The sequence below is a fragment of the Allokutzneria sp. NRRL B-24872 genome, assembly GCF_002155965.1.
In the GTDB taxonomy this organism is placed as follows: Bacteria; Actinomycetota; Actinomycetes; order Mycobacteriales; family Pseudonocardiaceae; genus Allokutzneria.
In genome coordinates this window covers 20037-37175 of sequence record NZ_MUMH01000012.1, presented here as the reverse complement: position 1 = coordinate 37175, position 17139 = coordinate 20037, and the positions used below count along the sequence as shown (strand labels likewise).

Below are 17139 nucleotides of genomic sequence, written 5' to 3'. Positions count from 1 at the left end.
GCGTGGGGGAGGGTGTTCGTGGGTGGGGGGAGGGTGCTCGTGCAGCTGCGCAAACTGGTCGCGGCGGCGGTTGTCACCGTGCTGGCGGTCACCACCAGCGCCTGCGGTTTCGAGAAGGAGCCGGAAGGCCCGCCGGTGGTCCGCATCGGGGTCGGTGGGCTGCCGCTGCTGGTGTACCTGCCCACCACGCTCGCGCAGCGCCTCGGCCACTACGCCGACGAGGGCCTCGACGTGCGCCTGCAGGAGTTCCAGTCCGGCGCGAAGGCGCTCAAGGGCTTGCAGGCCGGTGAGGTCGACGTGGTCAGCGGCTTCTACGACCACGCCATCCAGATGCAGGCGCAGCGCAAGCCGGTCAAGGCGTTCGTGAACATGCTGCGCTACCCCTCGCTGGTGCTCGCCGTCTCGCCGAAGACCACCAAGCGGATCACCTCCATCGCCGATCTCAAGGGCGCCAAGGTCGGCGTCACCGGACCGGGCTCCTCGACGGACTTCCTGCTCAAGTACCTCCTCGTGCGCAACGGGCTGCACGCAGAGGACGCCCAGGCGCAGGCCATAGGGGGTGACACGAGTGCCGTCGAGGCCATGGAAACCGGCAAGGTGGACGCCGCCGTCATGATCGACCCCGCGTTCTCCCTGCTGCAGAAGCGCTTCGGCGTCGACCGGGTGCGCGTGCTCAGCGACACCAGGACCGCGGCCGGGGTGCGCGCGGAGTTCGGCGTGTCCACCTACCCCGCGACGGTGCTCTACTCCGGCTCGACCTGGGTCGGCGACAACGCGGTGGTCGCGGGCAAGCTGACCAGGGCGATCGTCCGGACGCTCGACTGGATGCGCAAGCACACCGCCGCCGAGATCGCCGAGAAGATGCCTCGCGAGTACGCGGGCGGCGATTTCGAGACCTACGTCCAGGCCATAGCGCACGCCAAGGACGCCTTTTCCCAGGACGGTGCCATCCCCATCAACGGGGCCGAGGCGGTCTCGGGCATTCTCCGGCAGTTCGACGCCGAGATAGCGCGCATTTCCGTCGTTCTGGAAGACACGTTCACGAATGAGTTCGTCACTCAAAGCTGAACGATGTTCTTGTTTTGTATCGATCCTGTATGTCCGAATCCTAGGCTTCTTCGCATCAGCGCGTCCCGCCATTCCCTGTCGCCGGCGGGATTGCGCTGACGGACTCTCCCTGCATGTCCGAAGAAGTGAGGATCAGATGGCTACCGTTACCGTCAGAACGGCGGTCGCGGCGCTGGCCACCAGCGCCGCCACCCTGCTCGCCCTCGCCACCCCGGCCACGGCCGCCCCCAACCTGCGCACCCCGTTCGACTGCGGGCAGGTGTGGAACGCCAACACCCGGACCAACCACAACCCGCAGCTGTCGGTGGACTTCCAGCGCGGCGACGCCCAGGGCAAGAACGTCCGCTCCAGCGCCGCGGGCAAGGTCGTCACCCGCCGCGACCTCGGCGGTTCGAGCTACGGCAAGTACATCGTCGTCGACCACGGCGGCGGCTGGCAGACCCTGTACGCGCACCTCAGCGCGTTCAACGTGGCACTGGGCGCGAGCGTGAGCACCGGAACGATCATCGGCAAGGTCGGCAGCACCGGCGGATCGACCGGCCCCCACCTGCACTACGAGCAGAAGCTCAACGGCGTCGTCAAGCGCGCGGTGCTCAACGGCAAGGCGATCGCCTACTTCGGCAACACCTCGATCACCAGCAGCACCGGCTGCTGACGACCGGCGGACCTGGGGGCAGCTCCCGGCGTTCTCGCCGGGAGCTGCGTCCCTTTGGACCTGTTCTCCAGCGCCCGCCGCTGGCAGGCTCTTTTGATCTTCGTCCGCCCCGGAGGTCCCGTGCGCACTGTTCTCGCCCTCGTTGCCGCGTTGGCGGCGAGTCTCCTTCCGGCTCCGGCCTCCGCTGCTGTAAGCGACGCCGATCTGGCCTATCACTGGGCGCCCGTGCACTACCAGGACACTGATTCCTCGAACGCCAGCGCTGATTACCTCTCGCCCATCGACTTCGACGGGAACTGGAAGGGCAAGGACAACTGGGAGAACCAGGCGCAGCAAAAGCAGAACCTGCGCGGAGCGGCCTATTACTCGGTGACCGAGAACGCGAACTTCTACTACCTGCTCTACGCCTTCTTCCACCCGCGTGACTGGAGCGACTGGAACCCGCTCGAAGAGCACGAGAACGACCTGGAGGGCGTCCTCGCCGTCGTCGAGAAGGGCGGCCAGTGGGGGACGCTGCGCGCGATGATCACCGTGGCGCACCGCGACTTCTACTCCTACACGCCCGCGGGCAGCCCGTTCACCAGCGGCGGCGAGAACATCGACGGCACCGTGCTGACCACCGCGCACGACGGCCTCGCGCGGGCGTCGACCTTTCAGGAGGCGAAAGGGCACGGGCTCTACCGCTGGAACGGCAAGGACTTCCCCGGCGGCGACGGCATCGTCTACTACCCGACCCGCGGCGCCGGTGAGGTGCCCAGCAGCGGCAACGACCGCTCGGTGGGCTACCAGCTGATCAACATCTTCGAGGTCGGTGGGCTGTGGGCGCACCGCGGCGACTCGGCGACCTTCCACGCGTGGGGGACCTTCGCCGGGGACAACGGCAAGGACAACGCCGCGAACGCGCCGTGGGGCTGGGACGACCACAACGACAAGCCGGGCCGGGGCGAGCTGGCCACCGATCCGGCCAGGGTGGTCCGCGACTACTTCGGCAACGCGGGCGGTCAGAGCTCCAGCTACGTCAGGAACCCGTACCGCTGACCGCGCCGATCGAGGTGTACCCGCCCGCGACCGCCCAGTCCGAGCCGGTGATGAAGGCCGAGGACGGCGAGCACAGGAACAGCACCACCTCGGCGACCTCGGCCGGATCGGCGACGCGGCCCAGCGGGTGGAACGGCGTACCACCTGGTTCGGCGGCCTCGCCGGTGAACTGGTCCAGCACCTCCGACCAGGTCCACGCGGGGGAGACGGAGTTGACCCGGATGCCGTCCTCGGCGAAGTCCGCCGCGATGCTCCTGGTCAGCTCCACCAGCGCGGCCTTGCCGACCGGGGCCAGCCAGCGGCTGCGCCGCGCGGTGCCGTCCGAGGTCAGGTTCACGATCGCCCCACCGGCTCCGCGCAGGTGGCGGTGGGCGGCGCGGGCCGTGATCGCCGCGCTGACCACGCCGGAGTTGAGGGAGTCCAGCCAGTGGAAGCGCTCCGCGCCCTGCCCGGCGGGGCTCGCGCCGAGGTTGATCACCGCGTCCAGCCCGCCGAGCTCGTCGGCCGCGCGCCGCAGGCAGGCCGAGACCTGGGCGTCGTCGGTCAGCTCGCACCGGGCGAAGCGCACGCCGGGGCCGACCCGCTCGTCCGGGCGGGCGTCGCCGAGCAGCACCCGCGCCCCGGCCTCGCGCAGCGCGTCCAGCACGGCGGCGCCGATGGGGGTCGCCCCGGTGCCGGTGGACCCGCCCAGCACCACAACGGACCTGCCGGCCAGCTCCCGCATAATCCTCATTCCCTGGGCTGCCACCACGATGACGCGGTGGGCGTGGTGTCGCCAAGCCCCCCGACGCACCCTCGATACAGTTTGCGCAGTGAAGTGCACATTTCACTTGGGGAGGTTCACCGGGATGCTCGAAGGTCCACATGCGGGACCGCGCCGCGCTTCGCACCGGCTCCCGCTGGACGGTCACACCCTGCTCCGCACCCGTGACCTGGACGCCTTCCGCGAGCAGATCACCCGGTCCTTCTGCCCGCACCGGGTGGAGCTGATCGGGCCGGGCGCGCGACTGGACGCGCGGCAGCACGGCGCGCAGTTCGGCCGCGTGGGGCTGCACTACGTCGACTACGGCGCGCGGGTGCGCGTCCAGGCCGAGGCCATCGACGGCTTCTTCGCCGTGCAGATCCCCCAATCGGGGAGCGGGGTGATCCGCAGCGCGCGGCACGAGGTGGTGCTGGGTGCCAACCGGGCCTCGGTGCCCGGGCCGACCGACGACGTGGACATGGTGCTCGACGGCGGCACCCCGCAGCTGGTGGTCCGGCTCGACCGCGAGGCCGTCGAGAGCCGGCTGCACCAGCTGCTCGGCCGACCGCCGCGCGGGGTGCTGCGCTTCGACCTGGGCATGGACCTGGGCACGCCGCAGGCCCGCGCGTGGCTGGCCCAGATCCGGTGGGCGTGCGCCGAGCTGGAGCGCGCGGCGACGCCCGCCCCGCTGGTCGCCGAGCACCTGGAGCAGTCGCTGATCACCGGGCTGCTGCTGGCGCAGCGCTCCAACTTCTCCGACGCGCTGCACGCCGATCAGGCCGCGTCGATGCCGAAGACGGTGCGGCGCGCCATCGACCTCATCGAGGGCCACGCCGCCGAAGCGCTCACGGTCGAGGACCTGGCCGAGGCCGTCGGTGTCGGCGTCCGCGCGCTGCAGGGCGGTTTCCGGCGGCACCTGGACACCACGCCCATGGCCTACCTGCGCGAGGTCCGGCTGGCCAGGGTGCACGACGAGCTGCGGGCCGCCGACCCGAGCGCGGTGACCACCGTGACGGAGGTGGCCTCGCGATGGGGATTCTGGCACCCCGGGCGCTTCGCCGCCGCCTACCGCCAGCGCTACGGCGAGACCCCTTCGGCCACGTTGCAGCGCTGACGTCGCGACTGCGATTTATGTCCATTGTGGACTTCATTCGGTGTCGGCCCGGTCACCGGCTGATGACGAATCCGTTGTCCTCCAGGGATATGCCCGTGTCCCTCGGCGACTGTCCGGTTGAACCGCGTTAACGGATGTTCTCCTCCTGCGAAAAATCGCCTAAACTGGAGCATTACTCAGCAGGAGGTGTCGCGATGGAGGAGTGGGTCAACAGTATCGCGTGGTCGAACGTGTTCACCCTGGTGTTGGCGGTAGCGGCCATCATGGCGGCCGTGATGGCATGCGCCATGCTGGCGAAGAGCCTGGACCGCGCGCTGCGCAAGGAGCGCCGCGGCAGCCGCAGGGGAGACGACGAGCCGCTCAGCGTCATCGCTGAGCGTTCGTCCACATAGGACGTTCAACGCGATTCGCGCGGCCCTGCACCTCAGACTCCGAAGAATCCGGGCGCGGTTCTCGTCGAGGTGCGGGGGCTCCGCCGCTGAAGCCCCGCTTCCTGTTGCCGTCGCGACGGGTTCCTCTTCTTGAGCAGTCGTGCGAGGAAGCCGCGTCGCCGCGCGCTCGCGTGCAGTTCTTCCGCTCGGTACTGGTGCATCTGGTAGATCTGCAACGGGTCCACGGCTCTAATCACCTTCCTTGTCGGGGGTGTCCGCGAGCGTGCTCGCGAGGAACAGCCGCACCGCTCGGTGGCCTTCCGGGCGCAGCTCGGCGTTCTCGAAGCGGTCGTGGTAGCGCTGCAGGAGCGCGGTCATCTCCGCGCGCAGTTCCTTCAGCTCCTCGGGCGTCACGAACGCCAAGGTGGCCGAGAAACCGTTGGCCTTGCGCCATTCCTCCGGTTCGGACGGGCCTCGGCGCAGCGCCGACTTCATCCGCGTCGCCTCGAAGTCCAGGAACGCCTCGGTCGCGGCCTGTCCCGCCGCGGCGCTCTCCGGGCTGGAGTCGGTGGCGTTGACGTCCCACGACTGCTCGGTGCTGGCGATCCGCCACGGCTTCTCCCGGCCCTGGCCGCCGGGCGCCTGCTCCACGTAGCCGTACTTGGCCAGCGTGTTCAGGTGGTAGGAGCAGTTCGCCACGCTCTCGCCGAGCGCCTCCGCGCACCTGGTCGCGGTGGACTGCCCCTGCACGGTGAGCAGATCGATGATCTTCCAGCGCAGCGGGTGGGCGAGCGCCCTGAGCTGCTTGGGGTCCTGGATGTTGCTGTGCTTCTTGGTGGGCATGCATAACAAGGTATCTTGCTAAAGACTTGTTTAGCAAGAGTTCTTGTTATGCGGTCGGCGGGGCAACCGGGCGCCAGTCGATGGGCGTGGACAGCACCATCGCGCTGGAGGTCTCGCCGTAGCGCGACAGCCGCTCCAGCAGCTGCTCCAGCGCGCGGATCGTCGGCGCGGCGACCTTCACCACCGAGCAGATGTCGCCGGTCAGGCGCACGACCTCCATCACCTCGGGGCAGTCCGCCAGCAGCTCCGGGTGCACCGTGATGCAGCGCGCGCCGTAGCACTTCATCCGCACCAGCGCGATCACCGGCCGTCCGGCCGCCGTCGGGTCCACGCGCGCGTGGTAGCCCTGGATCACTCCGGCCGCTTCGAGTCGCCGCACGCGCTGGGCCACCGTCGGCGCCGACACGTGCACGCGGCGGGACAGCTCGTTGTAGGACAGCCGAGCGTCCTCCTGGAGCGCGTCGAGCAGGGCCCAGTCGACCTTGTCCAGCGGCGTGTTCATGACCGTAAGCCTAGGTCGGCGATCTGTTTCCGGCTGGAAAGCGCAAGGCCCGCATTGGCCGTCGGCGTCCATTCCACCCAGCGGATTCGCGGAGCACCATGATGCGGGTGAAGACGACCCAAGAGCCCAACCTGGACTTCGCGGGCACCACCCCCTACGAGGACTACGTGCACGCCTCGGTGCTGCACTCCCTGCAACAGCGGTGGTCGAGCGATCCGGGCGAGATGTCGTTCCTGGTGATCACGCAGATCATGGAGCTGTACTTCGGGCTGCTCTGCTTCGAGTGGCAGCAGGCCCAGCAGGAGCTGCGCGCCGACGACCTCGACTCCGCGCGGCGCACCCTGCACCGCAGCGTGCTGCACCTGCAGGGGGTGAACGCGGCGTGGCGCTCGATCGCCAGGATGACGCCGGAGGAGTTCAACGCCTTCCGCAGCAACCTCGGCGAGGGCTCCGGGTTCCAGTCGGCGATGTACCGGCACATGGAGTTCCTGCTCGGCGAGAAGTCGGCTTCCATGATCGTCCCGCACCGCGCCGTGCCCGCCGTCGAGGCCGAGCTGGAGTCCGCGCTGCGCTCGCCGAGCCTGTACGACGACGTGCTGGAGTACTTGTCCCGCAGGGGTTACGCGATCCCGGCGTCGGTTCTGGAGCGCGACCGCTCGCGTGTCTACCAGGCGGATGCGGGTGTGGAGCGGGTGTGGACGGAGATCTACTCCTCGCGCGCCGAGCACCACGACACCCAGCAGCTCGGCGAGGTGCTGACCGACATCGCCGAGGAGTTCGCGCGCTGGCGCTACGACCACCTGCTCGCCACCCGCCGCGCGATGGGCGCCAAGGTCGGCACCGGTGGCTCGGCGGGCGTGGCGTGGCTGGAGAAGCGCACGCAGCGCACCGTTTTCCCCGAGCTGTGGACCGCCCGCAGCTACGTCTGACTTCCTGGGAGTGTTGATGCTTTCCCTCGCCGAGCGCGCCCGCGAACTCGACGCGACCGACCCCCTCGCTTCCTGCCGGAAGCTGTTCGACCTCGACGACTCGGTGGTCTACCTCGACGGCAATTCCCTTGGCGCACCGCCGCTCTCGGTCGCCGAGCGGATGGAGGACGTCGTCCGCAACCAGTGGGGCCGCAGGCTGATCCGCTCGTGGGGCGAGGGCTGGTGGACCGCTCCGGAGCGCGTCGGCGACCGCATCGCGCCCCTCGTCGGCGCCGCGCCCGGCCAGGTCGTCGTCGGCGACTCCACCAGCGCGAACCTGTTCAAGGCGTTGGTCGCTGCCTTGCGGATGTCCAAGGGCCGCAACGAGATCGTCGTCGACGCCGCGACTTTTCCCACCGATGGCTACATCGCGTCCTCGGTGGCGCGGCTGACCGGTGCCACCGTGCGCGCGGCTCCGCTGGATGCGCTGGAGCTCAACGCGAACACCGCTGTGGTGTTGGCCAACCAGGTCGACTACCGAACCGGCCGGGCTTACGACGTCGCCGCCGTCACCGCTTCGGTGCACGCGGCGGGCGCGTTGGTGCTGTGGGACCTGTGCCACAGCGTTGGCGCTCTCCCCGTGGACCTCGACGCGAACGGTGTCGACTTCGCCGTGGGCTGCACGTACAAGTTCCTCAACGGCGGTCCCGGTGCGCCCGCTTTTCTCTACGTGCCAACACGTTTGCAGGCTTCGTTCGATCAGCCGCTCGCCGGGTGGAACGGGCACAAGGCACCGTTCGCCATGGCTCCCGACTTCGAGCCGTCCTCCGAGATCGCCCGCGGTCGCTGCGGCACGCCGGACATCCTGTCCTTGCTCGCGCTGGACGCCGCGCTAGACGTGTGGGACGGCGTGACCATCTCCGACGTGCGCGCCAAGAACCTCGCGCTGACCGGGTTCTTCATCGAGTGCGTGGATTCGCTCGTCGGCTCGCGCGTTTCCGTTGTGACGCCTCGGGATTCTTCTCGTGGCAGTCAGGTCTCGTTGGCGTGTTCGGATGCCGCATCGGTGATGGACGCGCTGATCGCTCGCGACGTGATCGGCGACTTCCGCCCGCCCAACGTGCTCCGCTTCGGCTTCGCCGCCCTCTACAACCGCTACACCGACGCCCTCCGCGCCGCCACCACCCTCGCCGAGCTGGCTTAGGCGAGCACGTCCGCCCGCCTCATCACGCCCCGCAGTCGTCCAGAGAACCCGTTTCGTACTCATAACGGCCTTGGGAGCGTTTCACGCCGCTATGAGTACGAAACGGGTACGGGCGACCCGGGCGGAGAACTACGCGAGCACGTCCGCCAAGGCTCGGAGGACTTCGGGCCAGGCCGTGGAGAGCGGGTCGATCACGGCGAAGTGGCCTGTGCCCGGGAGTTCGCGGAGTTCGCACAGCGGTCCGGCCTGCGCCGCGTAGGTGCGGCTCGCCTCGACCGGCACGATGTCGTCGGCGTCTCCGTGCAGGAGCACCGTGCGCACCTCGGTCGGGGTGAGCCGCATCGGGTCGGCCACCTCGTAGCGGTCCGGCACCGATTCCGGTGTGCCGCCGAGGAGAACGCCCACCGCGTCGTTGTCCAAGCGCCGCCGCGACGCGAGCTCCAGGTCGCACACGCCCGCCAGCGAGACCACGCCCCTGACCTCCGCGCGGGTCGCCGCCCACAACGCCAGGTGGCCGCCCGCCGAGTGCCCGATCAGCGCCACCCGGCTCGTGTCCGCGCGCGGCCCCACCAGCTCCGGCAGCGCTTCGAGCCAGGCTCCCGTGTCGTCGAAGGTGGCCGGCCAGCCGCCCTCCGCTCCCGTGCGGCGGTACTCCGGCGCGCACACCAGGTAGCCCGCTTCGCGCAACGCCACGCACATCGGGCGCGCGTGCACCCTGTCGTACTCCGCCCGCCAGAAGCCGCCGTGGATGACTACCGCGACCGGGAACGGCCCGTCGCCGCGCGGGAACCACAGGTCGGCGACGTGGTCCGGGTGTTCGCCGTAGGTCACCGAGCTGTCCGGCCCCGGCGCCGGGCGGGACAGCACTTCGCGGGAGTCGGTCACGGCTGGACGCTAGCAAAGGGACTGTCGGTGGGGTCTGGGAAGCTGATCATCCCTGCACAGCGTCGAAGGAGAGAACGTGTCGGTCTCGGTCGTCATCAGCGCCGTGGTCATGGGCGTGGTCATCGGCGTCATGGCCCGGATCGTGCTGCCCGGCAAGCAGCGCATCCCGCTCTGGCTCACCGCGCTCGTCGGCATCGGCTCGGCCCTGGTCGGCACCCTGCTCGCGGGCCTGTTCAACCTCAGCGAGACCCCGGGCATCGACTGGATCGAACTGCTCATCCAGCTCGGCATCGCCTCGCTCGGCGTCGCGATCGCCGAGGCGGTCCTGGCCCCCGCCAAGCGCAAGCGCAGGCGCCGCACCAAGGCGAAGGCCCGCCGCTGAGCCCGAGGTTCAGGCGTTCTCCCAGGGCGCGGTTTGCGCCTCCCGCAACTTGTCGCCCAGTCGGGTGACAAGATCAGTGAAAGGGGAGAGGCCAGCATCTCGGGGGAGCCATGCAGCACGCAGTGGGCAGCGTCCGTTCGTTGTGGGACTTGGGCGCGGAGGAGCTCGCGCGGCTGCTGAGCGCTGGCGCGCAGCGCGCGAGCTTCTCCGCGAAGAACGCGGAGAAGCTTTCCTGGGAGCGGAGCCTCTGGCTGTTCCTCGGCCAACTGGTGGAGGAGGGCTTCGGCGAGGTCCACGTCTTGGCGGAGCGGCGACTTCCGTACAGCTCGCGGCGGATCGACCTGATCCTGTGCGGGCTGAGCCCTGAGGACCGCCTGCCTTCCTACGTTCTGGTGGAACTCAAGCAGTGGACCGACGTCGTCTTCATCGACGGCGGGCTCGCCAGGTTCGGCAGGTCGGGGACGATCCGACTCGACCCGTTGGAGCAGGTCACCCAGTACCGCAGATACCTGCTGGACTTCGTGCCGTCGCTCGCTCGCTGTTCGGACATGGTCCACGCCGTCGCCTACCTGCACAACGAAATCGCGCCGGCACGTGAATCCGGCGACGCGTACACGGGCCTCTACTTCAAGAACAACCGTGCGGGCCTGATGAAACGGCTCGGCGGAGTTCTCGACCGCGCCCCGGGACTCGCGGAAGCCGCTGAGCGCTGCGCCGAGGCGTTGATGTCCGCAGTGGCCGCGCCGAGCGGACCGATGCTGTGGTTCTCGGGACAGGAGATCCGCCGTCGTGACCGGTTCGTGCTGCTGGACGAACAGCAGGTCGCGTTCAGAACGGTTCTCCGCGAGCTGGACGACAAGGCCGGGAACGGCCGCAAGAAGGTCGTCGTGGTGGTCGGTGGGCCCGGCTCCGGCAAGAGCGCGTTGGCCCTGAGCTTGATGGACACCCTTGCGCACCAACGACGACGAGTCATGCACGCGACCGGATCGAAGGCGTTCACGGAGTCACTGCGCAAGGTGACCACACGCGAAACCGGTCGAGCGAAGGAGCTGTTCAAGTACTTCTTCGACTTCCGGGAGCACGCGGAGAACCACCTCGAAGTGCTCATCTGCGACGAGGCGCATCGCGTCAGGAACACCGACACCGGAGGAGGGAGCCAGATCGACTCCCTGATCAGGGTCGCGAGCGTGCCGGTGTTCCTGCTCGACGAGCACCAAGCGGTGCGGCACAGCGAGATCGGAACGGTCAATCGGATCGCGGAGGCCGCCGCGAACAACGACTGCGACCTTGTCAAGATCGAACTCAACGGCCAGTTCCGCTATGGCGGATCCGCGCTCTACGACGAGTGGGTCCTCAGGCTGCTCGGCCTCGCTGACGGCGAACCGATCGCGTGGTCCGATCTCGTCGCTGGCCAGGAGGACGACTTCGCCGTGCGTTTCAAGTCGACTCCACACGCCATGGAGGACTGGTTGCGCAGCCAGGAGGCGAACGTCTCTGGCACTGCTCGGATCGCTGCGGGATTTTCTTGGCCCTGGACGGACCCACAAGAGGGGAAGCTGGTGAACGATGTCGTCATCGGCGACTGGCACCGCCCGTGGAACGCCAAACAGAAGTTCGCCGTAGAGGGCGTGCCGTCGGCCTCGCACTGGTCCTTCGGGGACAAGGGGTTCGGCCAAGTCGGGTGTGTGTACACCGCGCAAGGGTTCGAGTACGACTGGGCTGGAGTCATCTTCGGCGAGGATCTCGTGGTGCGGCGCGGACGGTGGCGGGCACAGCTCGGGAAGTCCTGTGACCACGGTGCGTTCAGCGGGCTCCGGGGGAGTCAGAGCACGGTCGAACGAACGGCCGCTCGGCTGATCCTCAACTCCTACAAGGTATTGCTCACCCGGGCGCTGCGCGGCGTGTGCGTGTACTCCGTCGACCAGGAGACGGCCGAGTACCTCCGTGAGCACGCGAGGTAGGACTCAGCCCGTCATCTTGCGGAGGTACTCCTGAGTCTCGGGGTCCGTCGAGTACAGGCACACTCCACGCATGCCTCTGGTCAGCAGAACCTTGTACGTGTTCCTGATCAGCGAGTGGAAGTGCGCGCTCTCGGCCCGTTTCACAAGAGGGTCGTGTGAGTGCTTGGTCTCGGCGACCCATGAGCCTTCCCTGCGGACGAAGTCAGGTCCGAAGATCACGCCCGCCCAGTCGTACTCGAAACCCTGAGCGGTGTACACGCATCCGACTTGGCCGAAGCCTCGGGGATCGCTCGCCCAGTAGTGCGACTCAGGAGCGTCCGCGACCCTCTCATTCGGCTTGGCGTTCCACGGGCGCTGCCACGAACCGATCTGCACGTCGGGAACCAGCACCTTGACGCCGTCTTTGCTGACCGGGGCGCTCCACCGCCAGCAGTACCCGGCAGCGATCCTGGCGGTACCCCCGAACTCCTGTTGCCGCTCGAGCAGCCACTGCTCTAGTTCCTCGACCGAGTCCGCGCTGCGCACGAGGAACTTCTCGTCGGTCTCCGCCGCCAGAGACGACCAGGTCGTCGGCTGGCGCGTCCCGGTGCCGAGCAAGCCCGCGCCCCAGGTGTCGAAGAACTCCGAGCCGCCACAGCGGTACTGCCCGGACAGTCGCACGACATCGACGCGGCATCCGAGCGCCTCAGCCGCTGCGGTGATCTCCGCGAGCGAGCCCATCTCTCCTGGACGCACCACTTGGTGCTCGTCGAGCAGGAACACCGGTACGCGCGCGACGTCGATCAGTTCGTTGACCTGGCGGCGGCCTCTGTCACGGACCGCCTTGGAGGTGAAACGATTGGAGCTGGTTTCCCGGATTCGGTGCGCCTCGTCGCAGATGATCATGTCGAGCGACTGCTCCTCGCTCGTGGTGAAGCTGTTGAAGAACTTGAAGATGTTGCCTGTGCGGCCCTTGACCAGCTTCCGCAATGTGTTGGTGAAGGCGCTCGAGCCGGTGGCGTGGTAGACCCGTCGTCCCTGTCTGGCCAGCTCACCGAGCAGGCTCAGCGCGATGACGCTCTTGCCGGAGCCAGGGCCGCCTAGGATGACCACCACGGTCTGCTGCTTGGAAACGCGCGCCTGCTCGACAGCCCGCTTCACCATCTTGAACGCGACCTGTTGCTCGTCGACCAGGACGAACTGCTCCCGCTCCTTGACCTCCACCGCGACCTGGTCAAGCAGCGGCTTGGACGGAGCGTGCTTGAAGGACAGGAACTCCTCGGCCGCGTGGCGTGCCGCGTCACGCGCGCTGGGCGTGGTGTCCAACAGCTCCCTGAGCTTGTCGGCCATTTCGGCCTTCGTGTCCAACGTGTACAGGCCGTACTCGTCGAAGGCGTAGTTGGAGATCCGCCACACCCCGCTCTTGGTGGCGTTGTGCAGGTACGCGAAGCCGTGCAGCGCGCCGGGGCGCTCGGCCAGGGCGGGGGTCGAGTCGATGAGGTACTCGCAGTAGCCGCGGACCTGGTCGGATGGGTGCAGCACCGGCTGGCCGTACCGGGGGATGACGACCATGTCGCCTTCGGTCTGGTCCACAGTGGACCATTGCTTGAGTTCGACGACGACGTAGGAGGGCGTACCTCGCTTCGGGTGCGTGCCGCACAGGATGACGTCGACCCGCTTGGGGTTGTGCGGAAGCTTGTGCTCGAGCAGGACCTCGACGTGACCGAGGCCGGCGTCGACCACGTCGGCGAGGAACACCGGAAGGCTCTTCTCCCAAGACCGGATCTCCGACGCGCCGACCCCGGACTCGAAGCTGACCCGCGCCTTCTCCGCGAGCTCGAGATGCAGGCGTCCCGCCTGCGCCTCGGGCAGCAGTTGCTGAGCGCTTCGTCGAACCAGAGCCACCGGACCCCCCGTGCGGACGCTTGATCGTCAGACCAGGCTAGTCCGTGCGCCTTTGCGTACCTGGCAAACCCCGGTGGACTTGGGCAGACGCCTGACGGTGTCCGGCTAGAGCGCCAGCGCCGTGCGGGTGGGGGTTTCCGCGCGGAAGAGGTCGAGCACGGGGCAGTGCCGGTCGGCGTTCCAGCGAAGCTCCTCGTAGCGGGCGCGGGTTTCCGGCCCGGTCAGCGAGACCTGCACGCGGATCGCGGTGAAGCCGGGCCGGATGTGCTCGGCGAAGCCGAAGAAGCCGCGCACGTCGAGGTCGCCCTCCACGGTCACGGAGATCCCGTCGAGCTGGATGCCCAGCCGCGCCGCCCAGAACTGGTAGGTGATCACCTGGCAGGAGCCGAGCGCGGCGAGGGCGTACTCGACGGGGTTGGGGGCGACGTCGGTGCCGCCGAGGGAGGCGGGTTCGTCGACGGCGAAGCCGTGCCCGCGGGCCTCGACGCTGACCTGGGTGGGGGTGCCGGGGACGAGGGCGTTGGTGGTGCGGAAGGTGACCGTCGCCCGGTTCACGTCGTCGGTGACGGCGTCGCGGGTGGCGTCGATGACTTCGGACAGGGACATGCGCGCTCCTGGGAAAGGCTGACGGGGAAAGGGATTCCGTCAGGCCGGACAGCGCGATGTGGTCGACCGGCACAGGTCGACGTGACGCCTTTTGGTGAGGATCACGTCGCAATGGTCGGGGTGCTCCGGGAATGCGGTCAAGAAAGCTCTCACATCGTGGGCCGTCGCTGTGCGCCGCTGTTAGTCTGCGCAGCGTGACCGGACTGGTACGGCGTCTGCACGTGGACCTTCTCCGCGTGAACAGCATGGGCTGTCGCCGCTTCGCGGGCTGAGCCCCGACCCTCCTTCCTCTTCTCGCGCGTATTTCGCGCGCCCTTTTTCTCGCTTATCCCGTTGAGGAGTACAGCCATGCCCGAAAACTGGTCGTTCGAGACGAAGCAGGTCCACTCCGGCACCCAGGCCGACCCCGCGACCGGAGCGCGCGCGGTGCCGATCTACCAGACGACCTCGTTCGTCTTCCGCGACACCGAGCACGCGGCTAACCTGTTCAGCCTCGCCGAACCGGGCAACATCTACACGCGCATCAACAACCCGACCCAGGACGCGCTGGAGCAGCGGCTCGCCGCGCTGGAGGGCGGGGTCGCGGCCGTGGCGCTGGCTTCGGGACAGGCGGCGGAGACGCTGACCGTGCTGACGCTGGCGAGCGCGGGTGACCACATCGTCTCCAGCGCCTCGCTCTACGGCGGCACCTACAACCTGTTCCACTACACCCTTCCCAAGCTCGGCATCGAGGTCAGCTTCGTCGAGGACCCGGACGACCTGACCGCGTGGCGGGCCGCGATCCGGCCCAACACCAAGGCTTTCTTCGCCGAGACGCTGGCCAACCCGCGCAGCAACGTCCTGGACATCACCGCGGTGGCCGACATCGCGCACACGGCGGGCGTCCCGCTCATCGTCGACAACACCGTGCCGACGCCGTACCTGTTGCGGCCCTTGGACCACGGCGCGGACATCGTGGTGCACTCGGCCACGAAGTACCTGGGCGGGCACGGCACCGCGATCGGCGGCGTCGTCGTGGACGGCGGCAAGTTCGACTTCGGCCTGGAGCCGGAGCGCTTCCCCGGCTTCAACGAGCCCGACCCCAGCTACAACGGGCTGCGGTACTGGCCGGTGCTCGGACACGGGGCTTTCGCGGCGAAACTTCGCGTTCAGGGGCTGCGCGACCTCGGACCCGCGCTCTCGCCGTTCAACGCTTTCCTTCTGCTGCAAGGGATCGAGACGCTGTCGCTGCGCATCGAGCGGCACGTGGCCAACGCGCGGGCGCTCGCGGAGTGGCTCGCGGCCAGGGACGAGGTCGAGGCCGTGCACTACGCGGGCCTGCCGGACAGCCCGTGGTTCGATCTTGCGCAGCGGTACCTGCCGCGCGGCGCGGGGGCGGTGGTAGCTTTCGAGCTTCGCGGTGGTGTGCAAGCGGGTCGCGCGTTCGTGGACGGGTTGGAGCTGTTCAGCCACCTGGTCAACATCGGCGATGTGCGCAGCCTGGTCGCCCACCCCGCGAGTACTACCCACAGTCAGCTCTCCGAGGCGGAACGCCTGGCCAGCGGGGTCACTCCCGGCCTGGTGCGGCTCGCCGTCGGAATCGAGGGCGTCGAGGACCTGAAAGCCGATCTGGATTCGGGTTTTCGCGCGGCAAAGGCGGCGTTGCGTCAATGACCCTGGTGCGCCCGGACATCTCGGCCCCCCTTCCCGTCACGGCCGCGTGGCGGGAGGGGGACCACCCCGGACAGCGGAAGTTCTTCGCGCTGCCCGACCCGTTCCCGTTGCAGTCGGGCGGGGTCCTGCTCGGCGGCAAGCTCGCCTACGAGACGTGGGGCACCCTCGCGCCCGACGGCGGGAACGCGATCCTGGTGGAGCACGCGCTCACCGGGGACAGCCACGTGATCGGCGAGGCGGGGGAGGGACATCCCACGCCGGGTTGGTGGAGCGAGCTGGTCGGGCCGGGTCGCGCCGTCGACCCCGAGCGCTGGTTCATCGTGTGCACCAACGCGCTCGGCGGCTGCCAGGGCAGCACCGGGCCGTCTTCCCTTGACCCGCAAGGGAAACCGTGGGGAAGTCGGTTCCCCGCGCTGTCCGTGCGGGACATGACCCGCGCCGAGGCGCACCTGGCCGACGCGCTCGGCGTGCGCCGCTGGGCCGCGGTGATCGGCGGTTCCCTCGGCAGCATGCGGACGCTGGAGTGGATCGTCGACCAGCCCGATCGGGTGGAATCCGCGCTGGTGCTCGCGGGCACCGCGGTCGCCTCGGCCGAGCAGATCGCCTGGTGCTACACGCAGTTGAGCGCCATCTACAGCGATCCCGGGTGGCACGAAGGGGACTACTACGACAAGCCGGTCGGCCCGCACCTCGGGCTCAGCCTGGCGCGGCGGATCGCGCACACCACCTACCGCGCTCCGGCGGAGTTGGAGGCGCGCTTCGGCCACTCGCGCCAGCCCGGTGAGGACCGCTTCGCCGTCGAGTCCTATTTGGACCACCACGCGCGGAAGCTGGCGCACCGCTTCGACGCCGGGAGCTACGTCGCGCTCACCCGGGCGATGACCAGCTTCGACGTCGGCCGGGATCGCGGTGGTGTCGAGGCGGCCCTGGGCCGGGTCACCGCTCGGGTCGCGGTGGCGGGTGTGGACAGCGACCGCATCTATCCGTTGGAGCAGCAGCAGTTCATCGCCGACCACATCCCGACCGCCGGGCCGTTGCAGGTGGTGCGCTCCGACTACGGCCACGACGGCCTGCTCATCGAGGCCGACCAGGTCGGGCGCATCGTCACCGACCTGCTCGACCCCCGCTGACCCCAATGGCCCGCTTGGTGCGTTGAGCGCCTGAATGACTCGTTCAGTCCGTTCAACCACCTGAATGACTCGTTCAGTCCGCTCAACCACCTGAACGAGTCATTCAGCACTTAAACGACGGCGGTTCGGGGGGAGTGGTGGGGCGCGCCAACGGCTTGTTTGACGCGGTGAAGGAGCTGAACGGGTCGTTTAG

Annotated in this window: 19 protein-coding genes; 11 read left to right on the top strand and 8 right to left on the bottom strand. The window is 68.7% G+C overall.

The window, feature by feature from the left end; all coding sequences use genetic code 11:
• The 3 genes from CCN37_RS02920 to CCN37_RS02910 all read left to right on the top strand — a co-directional run.
• Positions 1-1068: ABC transporter substrate-binding protein (locus CCN37_RS02920; protein WP_143261390.1), on the top strand; the 1068-nt coding region annotated here is incomplete at its 5' end.
• Positions 1069-1204: 136 nt separating this feature from the next.
• Positions 1205-1723, top strand: coding sequence for a M23 family metallopeptidase (locus tag CCN37_RS41305; protein WP_086819047.1), 519 nt, complete (start codon positions 1205-1207; stop codon positions 1721-1723).
• Positions 1724-1843: 120 nt separating this feature from the next.
• Positions 1844-2761, top strand: coding sequence for a hypothetical protein (locus tag CCN37_RS02910; protein ID WP_246842781.1), 918 nt, complete (start codon positions 1844-1846; stop codon positions 2759-2761).
• On the opposite strand, the gene CCN37_RS02905 is transcribed toward CCN37_RS02910, so the two are convergent.
• Complete coding sequence (locus CCN37_RS02905) at positions 2742-3485, bottom strand: SDR family oxidoreductase (RefSeq protein WP_086819046.1); 744 nt, start codon at positions 3483-3485, stop codon at positions 2742-2744. The two genes, CCN37_RS02910 and CCN37_RS02905, sit on opposite strands and share 20 nt — an antisense overlap.
• Positions 3486-3573: 88 nt before the next feature.
• On the opposite strand from CCN37_RS02905, the gene CCN37_RS02900 reads away from it, so the two are divergent.
• Together CCN37_RS02900 and CCN37_RS02895 are read left to right on the top strand one after the other, a co-directional pair.
• The gene (locus CCN37_RS02900) at positions 3574-4617 is read left to right on the top strand and encodes an AraC family transcriptional regulator (protein ID WP_210407851.1); all 1044 of its coding nucleotides are present in this window, start codon (positions 3574-3576) and stop codon (positions 4615-4617) included.
• Positions 4618-4811: 194 nt separating this feature from the next.
• On the top strand, positions 4812-5009 hold the full coding sequence (locus CCN37_RS02895) for a hypothetical protein (protein ID WP_086819044.1): 198 nt from the start codon (positions 4812-4814) through the stop codon (positions 5007-5009).
• Between the two features lie 32 nt (positions 5010-5041).
• Here CCN37_RS02895 and CCN37_RS02890 read toward each other — a convergent pair whose 3' ends face one another.
• The 3 genes from CCN37_RS02890 to CCN37_RS02880 are packed head-to-tail and all read right to left on the bottom strand — an operon-like array spanning position 5042 to position 6333.
• Positions 5042-5233 carry a hypothetical protein gene (locus CCN37_RS02890; protein WP_086819043.1) on the bottom strand — a complete coding sequence of 64 codons (192 nt, stop codon included), beginning with the start codon at positions 5231-5233 and terminating at the stop codon, positions 5042-5044.
• A 4-nt stretch (positions 5234-5237) separates the two neighbouring features.
• Positions 5238-5831, bottom strand: coding sequence for a winged helix-turn-helix domain-containing protein (locus tag CCN37_RS02885; protein WP_086819042.1), 594 nt, complete (start codon positions 5829-5831; stop codon positions 5238-5240).
• A 46-nt stretch (positions 5832-5877) separates the two neighbouring features.
• Positions 5878-6333: an Lrp/AsnC family transcriptional regulator gene (locus CCN37_RS02880; RefSeq protein WP_210407850.1), complete on the bottom strand. Its 456-nt coding sequence runs from the start codon at positions 6331-6333 to the stop codon at positions 5878-5880.
• Between the two features lie 107 nt (positions 6334-6440).
• Between CCN37_RS02880 and CCN37_RS02875 the strand changes: the two genes are divergently transcribed.
• Both CCN37_RS02875 and kynU read left to right on the top strand, forming a co-directional pair.
• Positions 6441-7262, top strand: coding sequence for a tryptophan 2,3-dioxygenase (locus CCN37_RS02875; RefSeq protein ID WP_246842780.1), 822 nt, complete (start codon positions 6441-6443; stop codon positions 7260-7262).
• Between the two features lie 16 nt (positions 7263-7278).
• On the top strand, positions 7279-8445 hold the full coding sequence (gene kynU / locus CCN37_RS02870) for a kynureninase (RefSeq protein ID WP_086819052.1): 1167 nt from the start codon (positions 7279-7281) through the stop codon (positions 8443-8445).
• A gap of 129 nt (positions 8446-8574) precedes the next feature.
• On the opposite strand, the gene CCN37_RS02865 is transcribed toward kynU, so the two are convergent.
• Positions 8575-9330: a S9 family peptidase gene (locus CCN37_RS02865; RefSeq protein WP_210407848.1), complete on the bottom strand. Its 756-nt coding sequence runs from the start codon at positions 9328-9330 to the stop codon at positions 8575-8577.
• 76 nt (positions 9331-9406) lie between these two features.
• Here CCN37_RS02865 and CCN37_RS02860 point away from each other — a divergent pair, with 76 nt between their 5' ends.
• Together CCN37_RS02860 and CCN37_RS02855 are read left to right on the top strand one after the other, a co-directional pair.
• Complete coding sequence (locus CCN37_RS02860) at positions 9407-9712, top strand: GlsB/YeaQ/YmgE family stress response membrane protein (protein WP_086819041.1); 306 nt, start codon at positions 9407-9409, stop codon at positions 9710-9712.
• Positions 9713-9822: 110 nt separating this feature from the next.
• A complete protein-coding gene (locus tag CCN37_RS02855) occupies positions 9823-11673 on the top strand; it encodes a DNA/RNA helicase domain-containing protein (RefSeq protein WP_086819040.1) in 1851 nt (616 codons plus the stop codon).
• A gap of 3 nt (positions 11674-11676) precedes the next feature.
• Here CCN37_RS02855 and CCN37_RS02850 read toward each other — a convergent pair whose 3' ends face one another.
• From CCN37_RS02850 to CCN37_RS42245, 3 genes are all read right to left on the bottom strand, one after another.
• Positions 11677-13557 carry a DNA/RNA helicase domain-containing protein gene (locus CCN37_RS02850; RefSeq protein WP_086819039.1) on the bottom strand — a complete coding sequence of 627 codons (1881 nt, stop codon included), beginning with the start codon at positions 13555-13557 and terminating at the stop codon, positions 11677-11679.
• Positions 13558-13662: 105 nt separating this feature from the next.
• Positions 13663-14163 carry an OsmC family protein gene (locus tag CCN37_RS02845; RefSeq protein WP_086819038.1) on the bottom strand — a complete coding sequence of 167 codons (501 nt, stop codon included), beginning with the start codon at positions 14161-14163 and terminating at the stop codon, positions 13663-13665.
• Positions 14164-14202: 39 nt separating this feature from the next.
• Positions 14203-14268, bottom strand: coding sequence for a putative leader peptide (locus tag CCN37_RS42245; RefSeq protein ID WP_371503582.1), 66 nt, complete (start codon positions 14266-14268; stop codon positions 14203-14205).
• A 243-nt stretch (positions 14269-14511) separates the two neighbouring features.
• Between CCN37_RS42245 and CCN37_RS02840 the strand changes: the two genes are divergently transcribed.
• Positions 14512-15816, top strand: coding sequence for a bifunctional o-acetylhomoserine/o-acetylserine sulfhydrylase (locus tag CCN37_RS02840; RefSeq protein WP_086819037.1), 1305 nt, complete (start codon positions 14512-14514; stop codon positions 15814-15816).
• On the top strand, positions 15813-16946 hold the full coding sequence (locus CCN37_RS02835; protein ID WP_086819036.1) for a homoserine O-acetyltransferase: 1134 nt from the start codon (positions 15813-15815) through the stop codon (positions 16944-16946). Before CCN37_RS02840 ends, CCN37_RS02835 begins: the two co-directional genes overlap by 4 nt.
• Positions 16947-17139 lie beyond the last annotated feature (193 nt).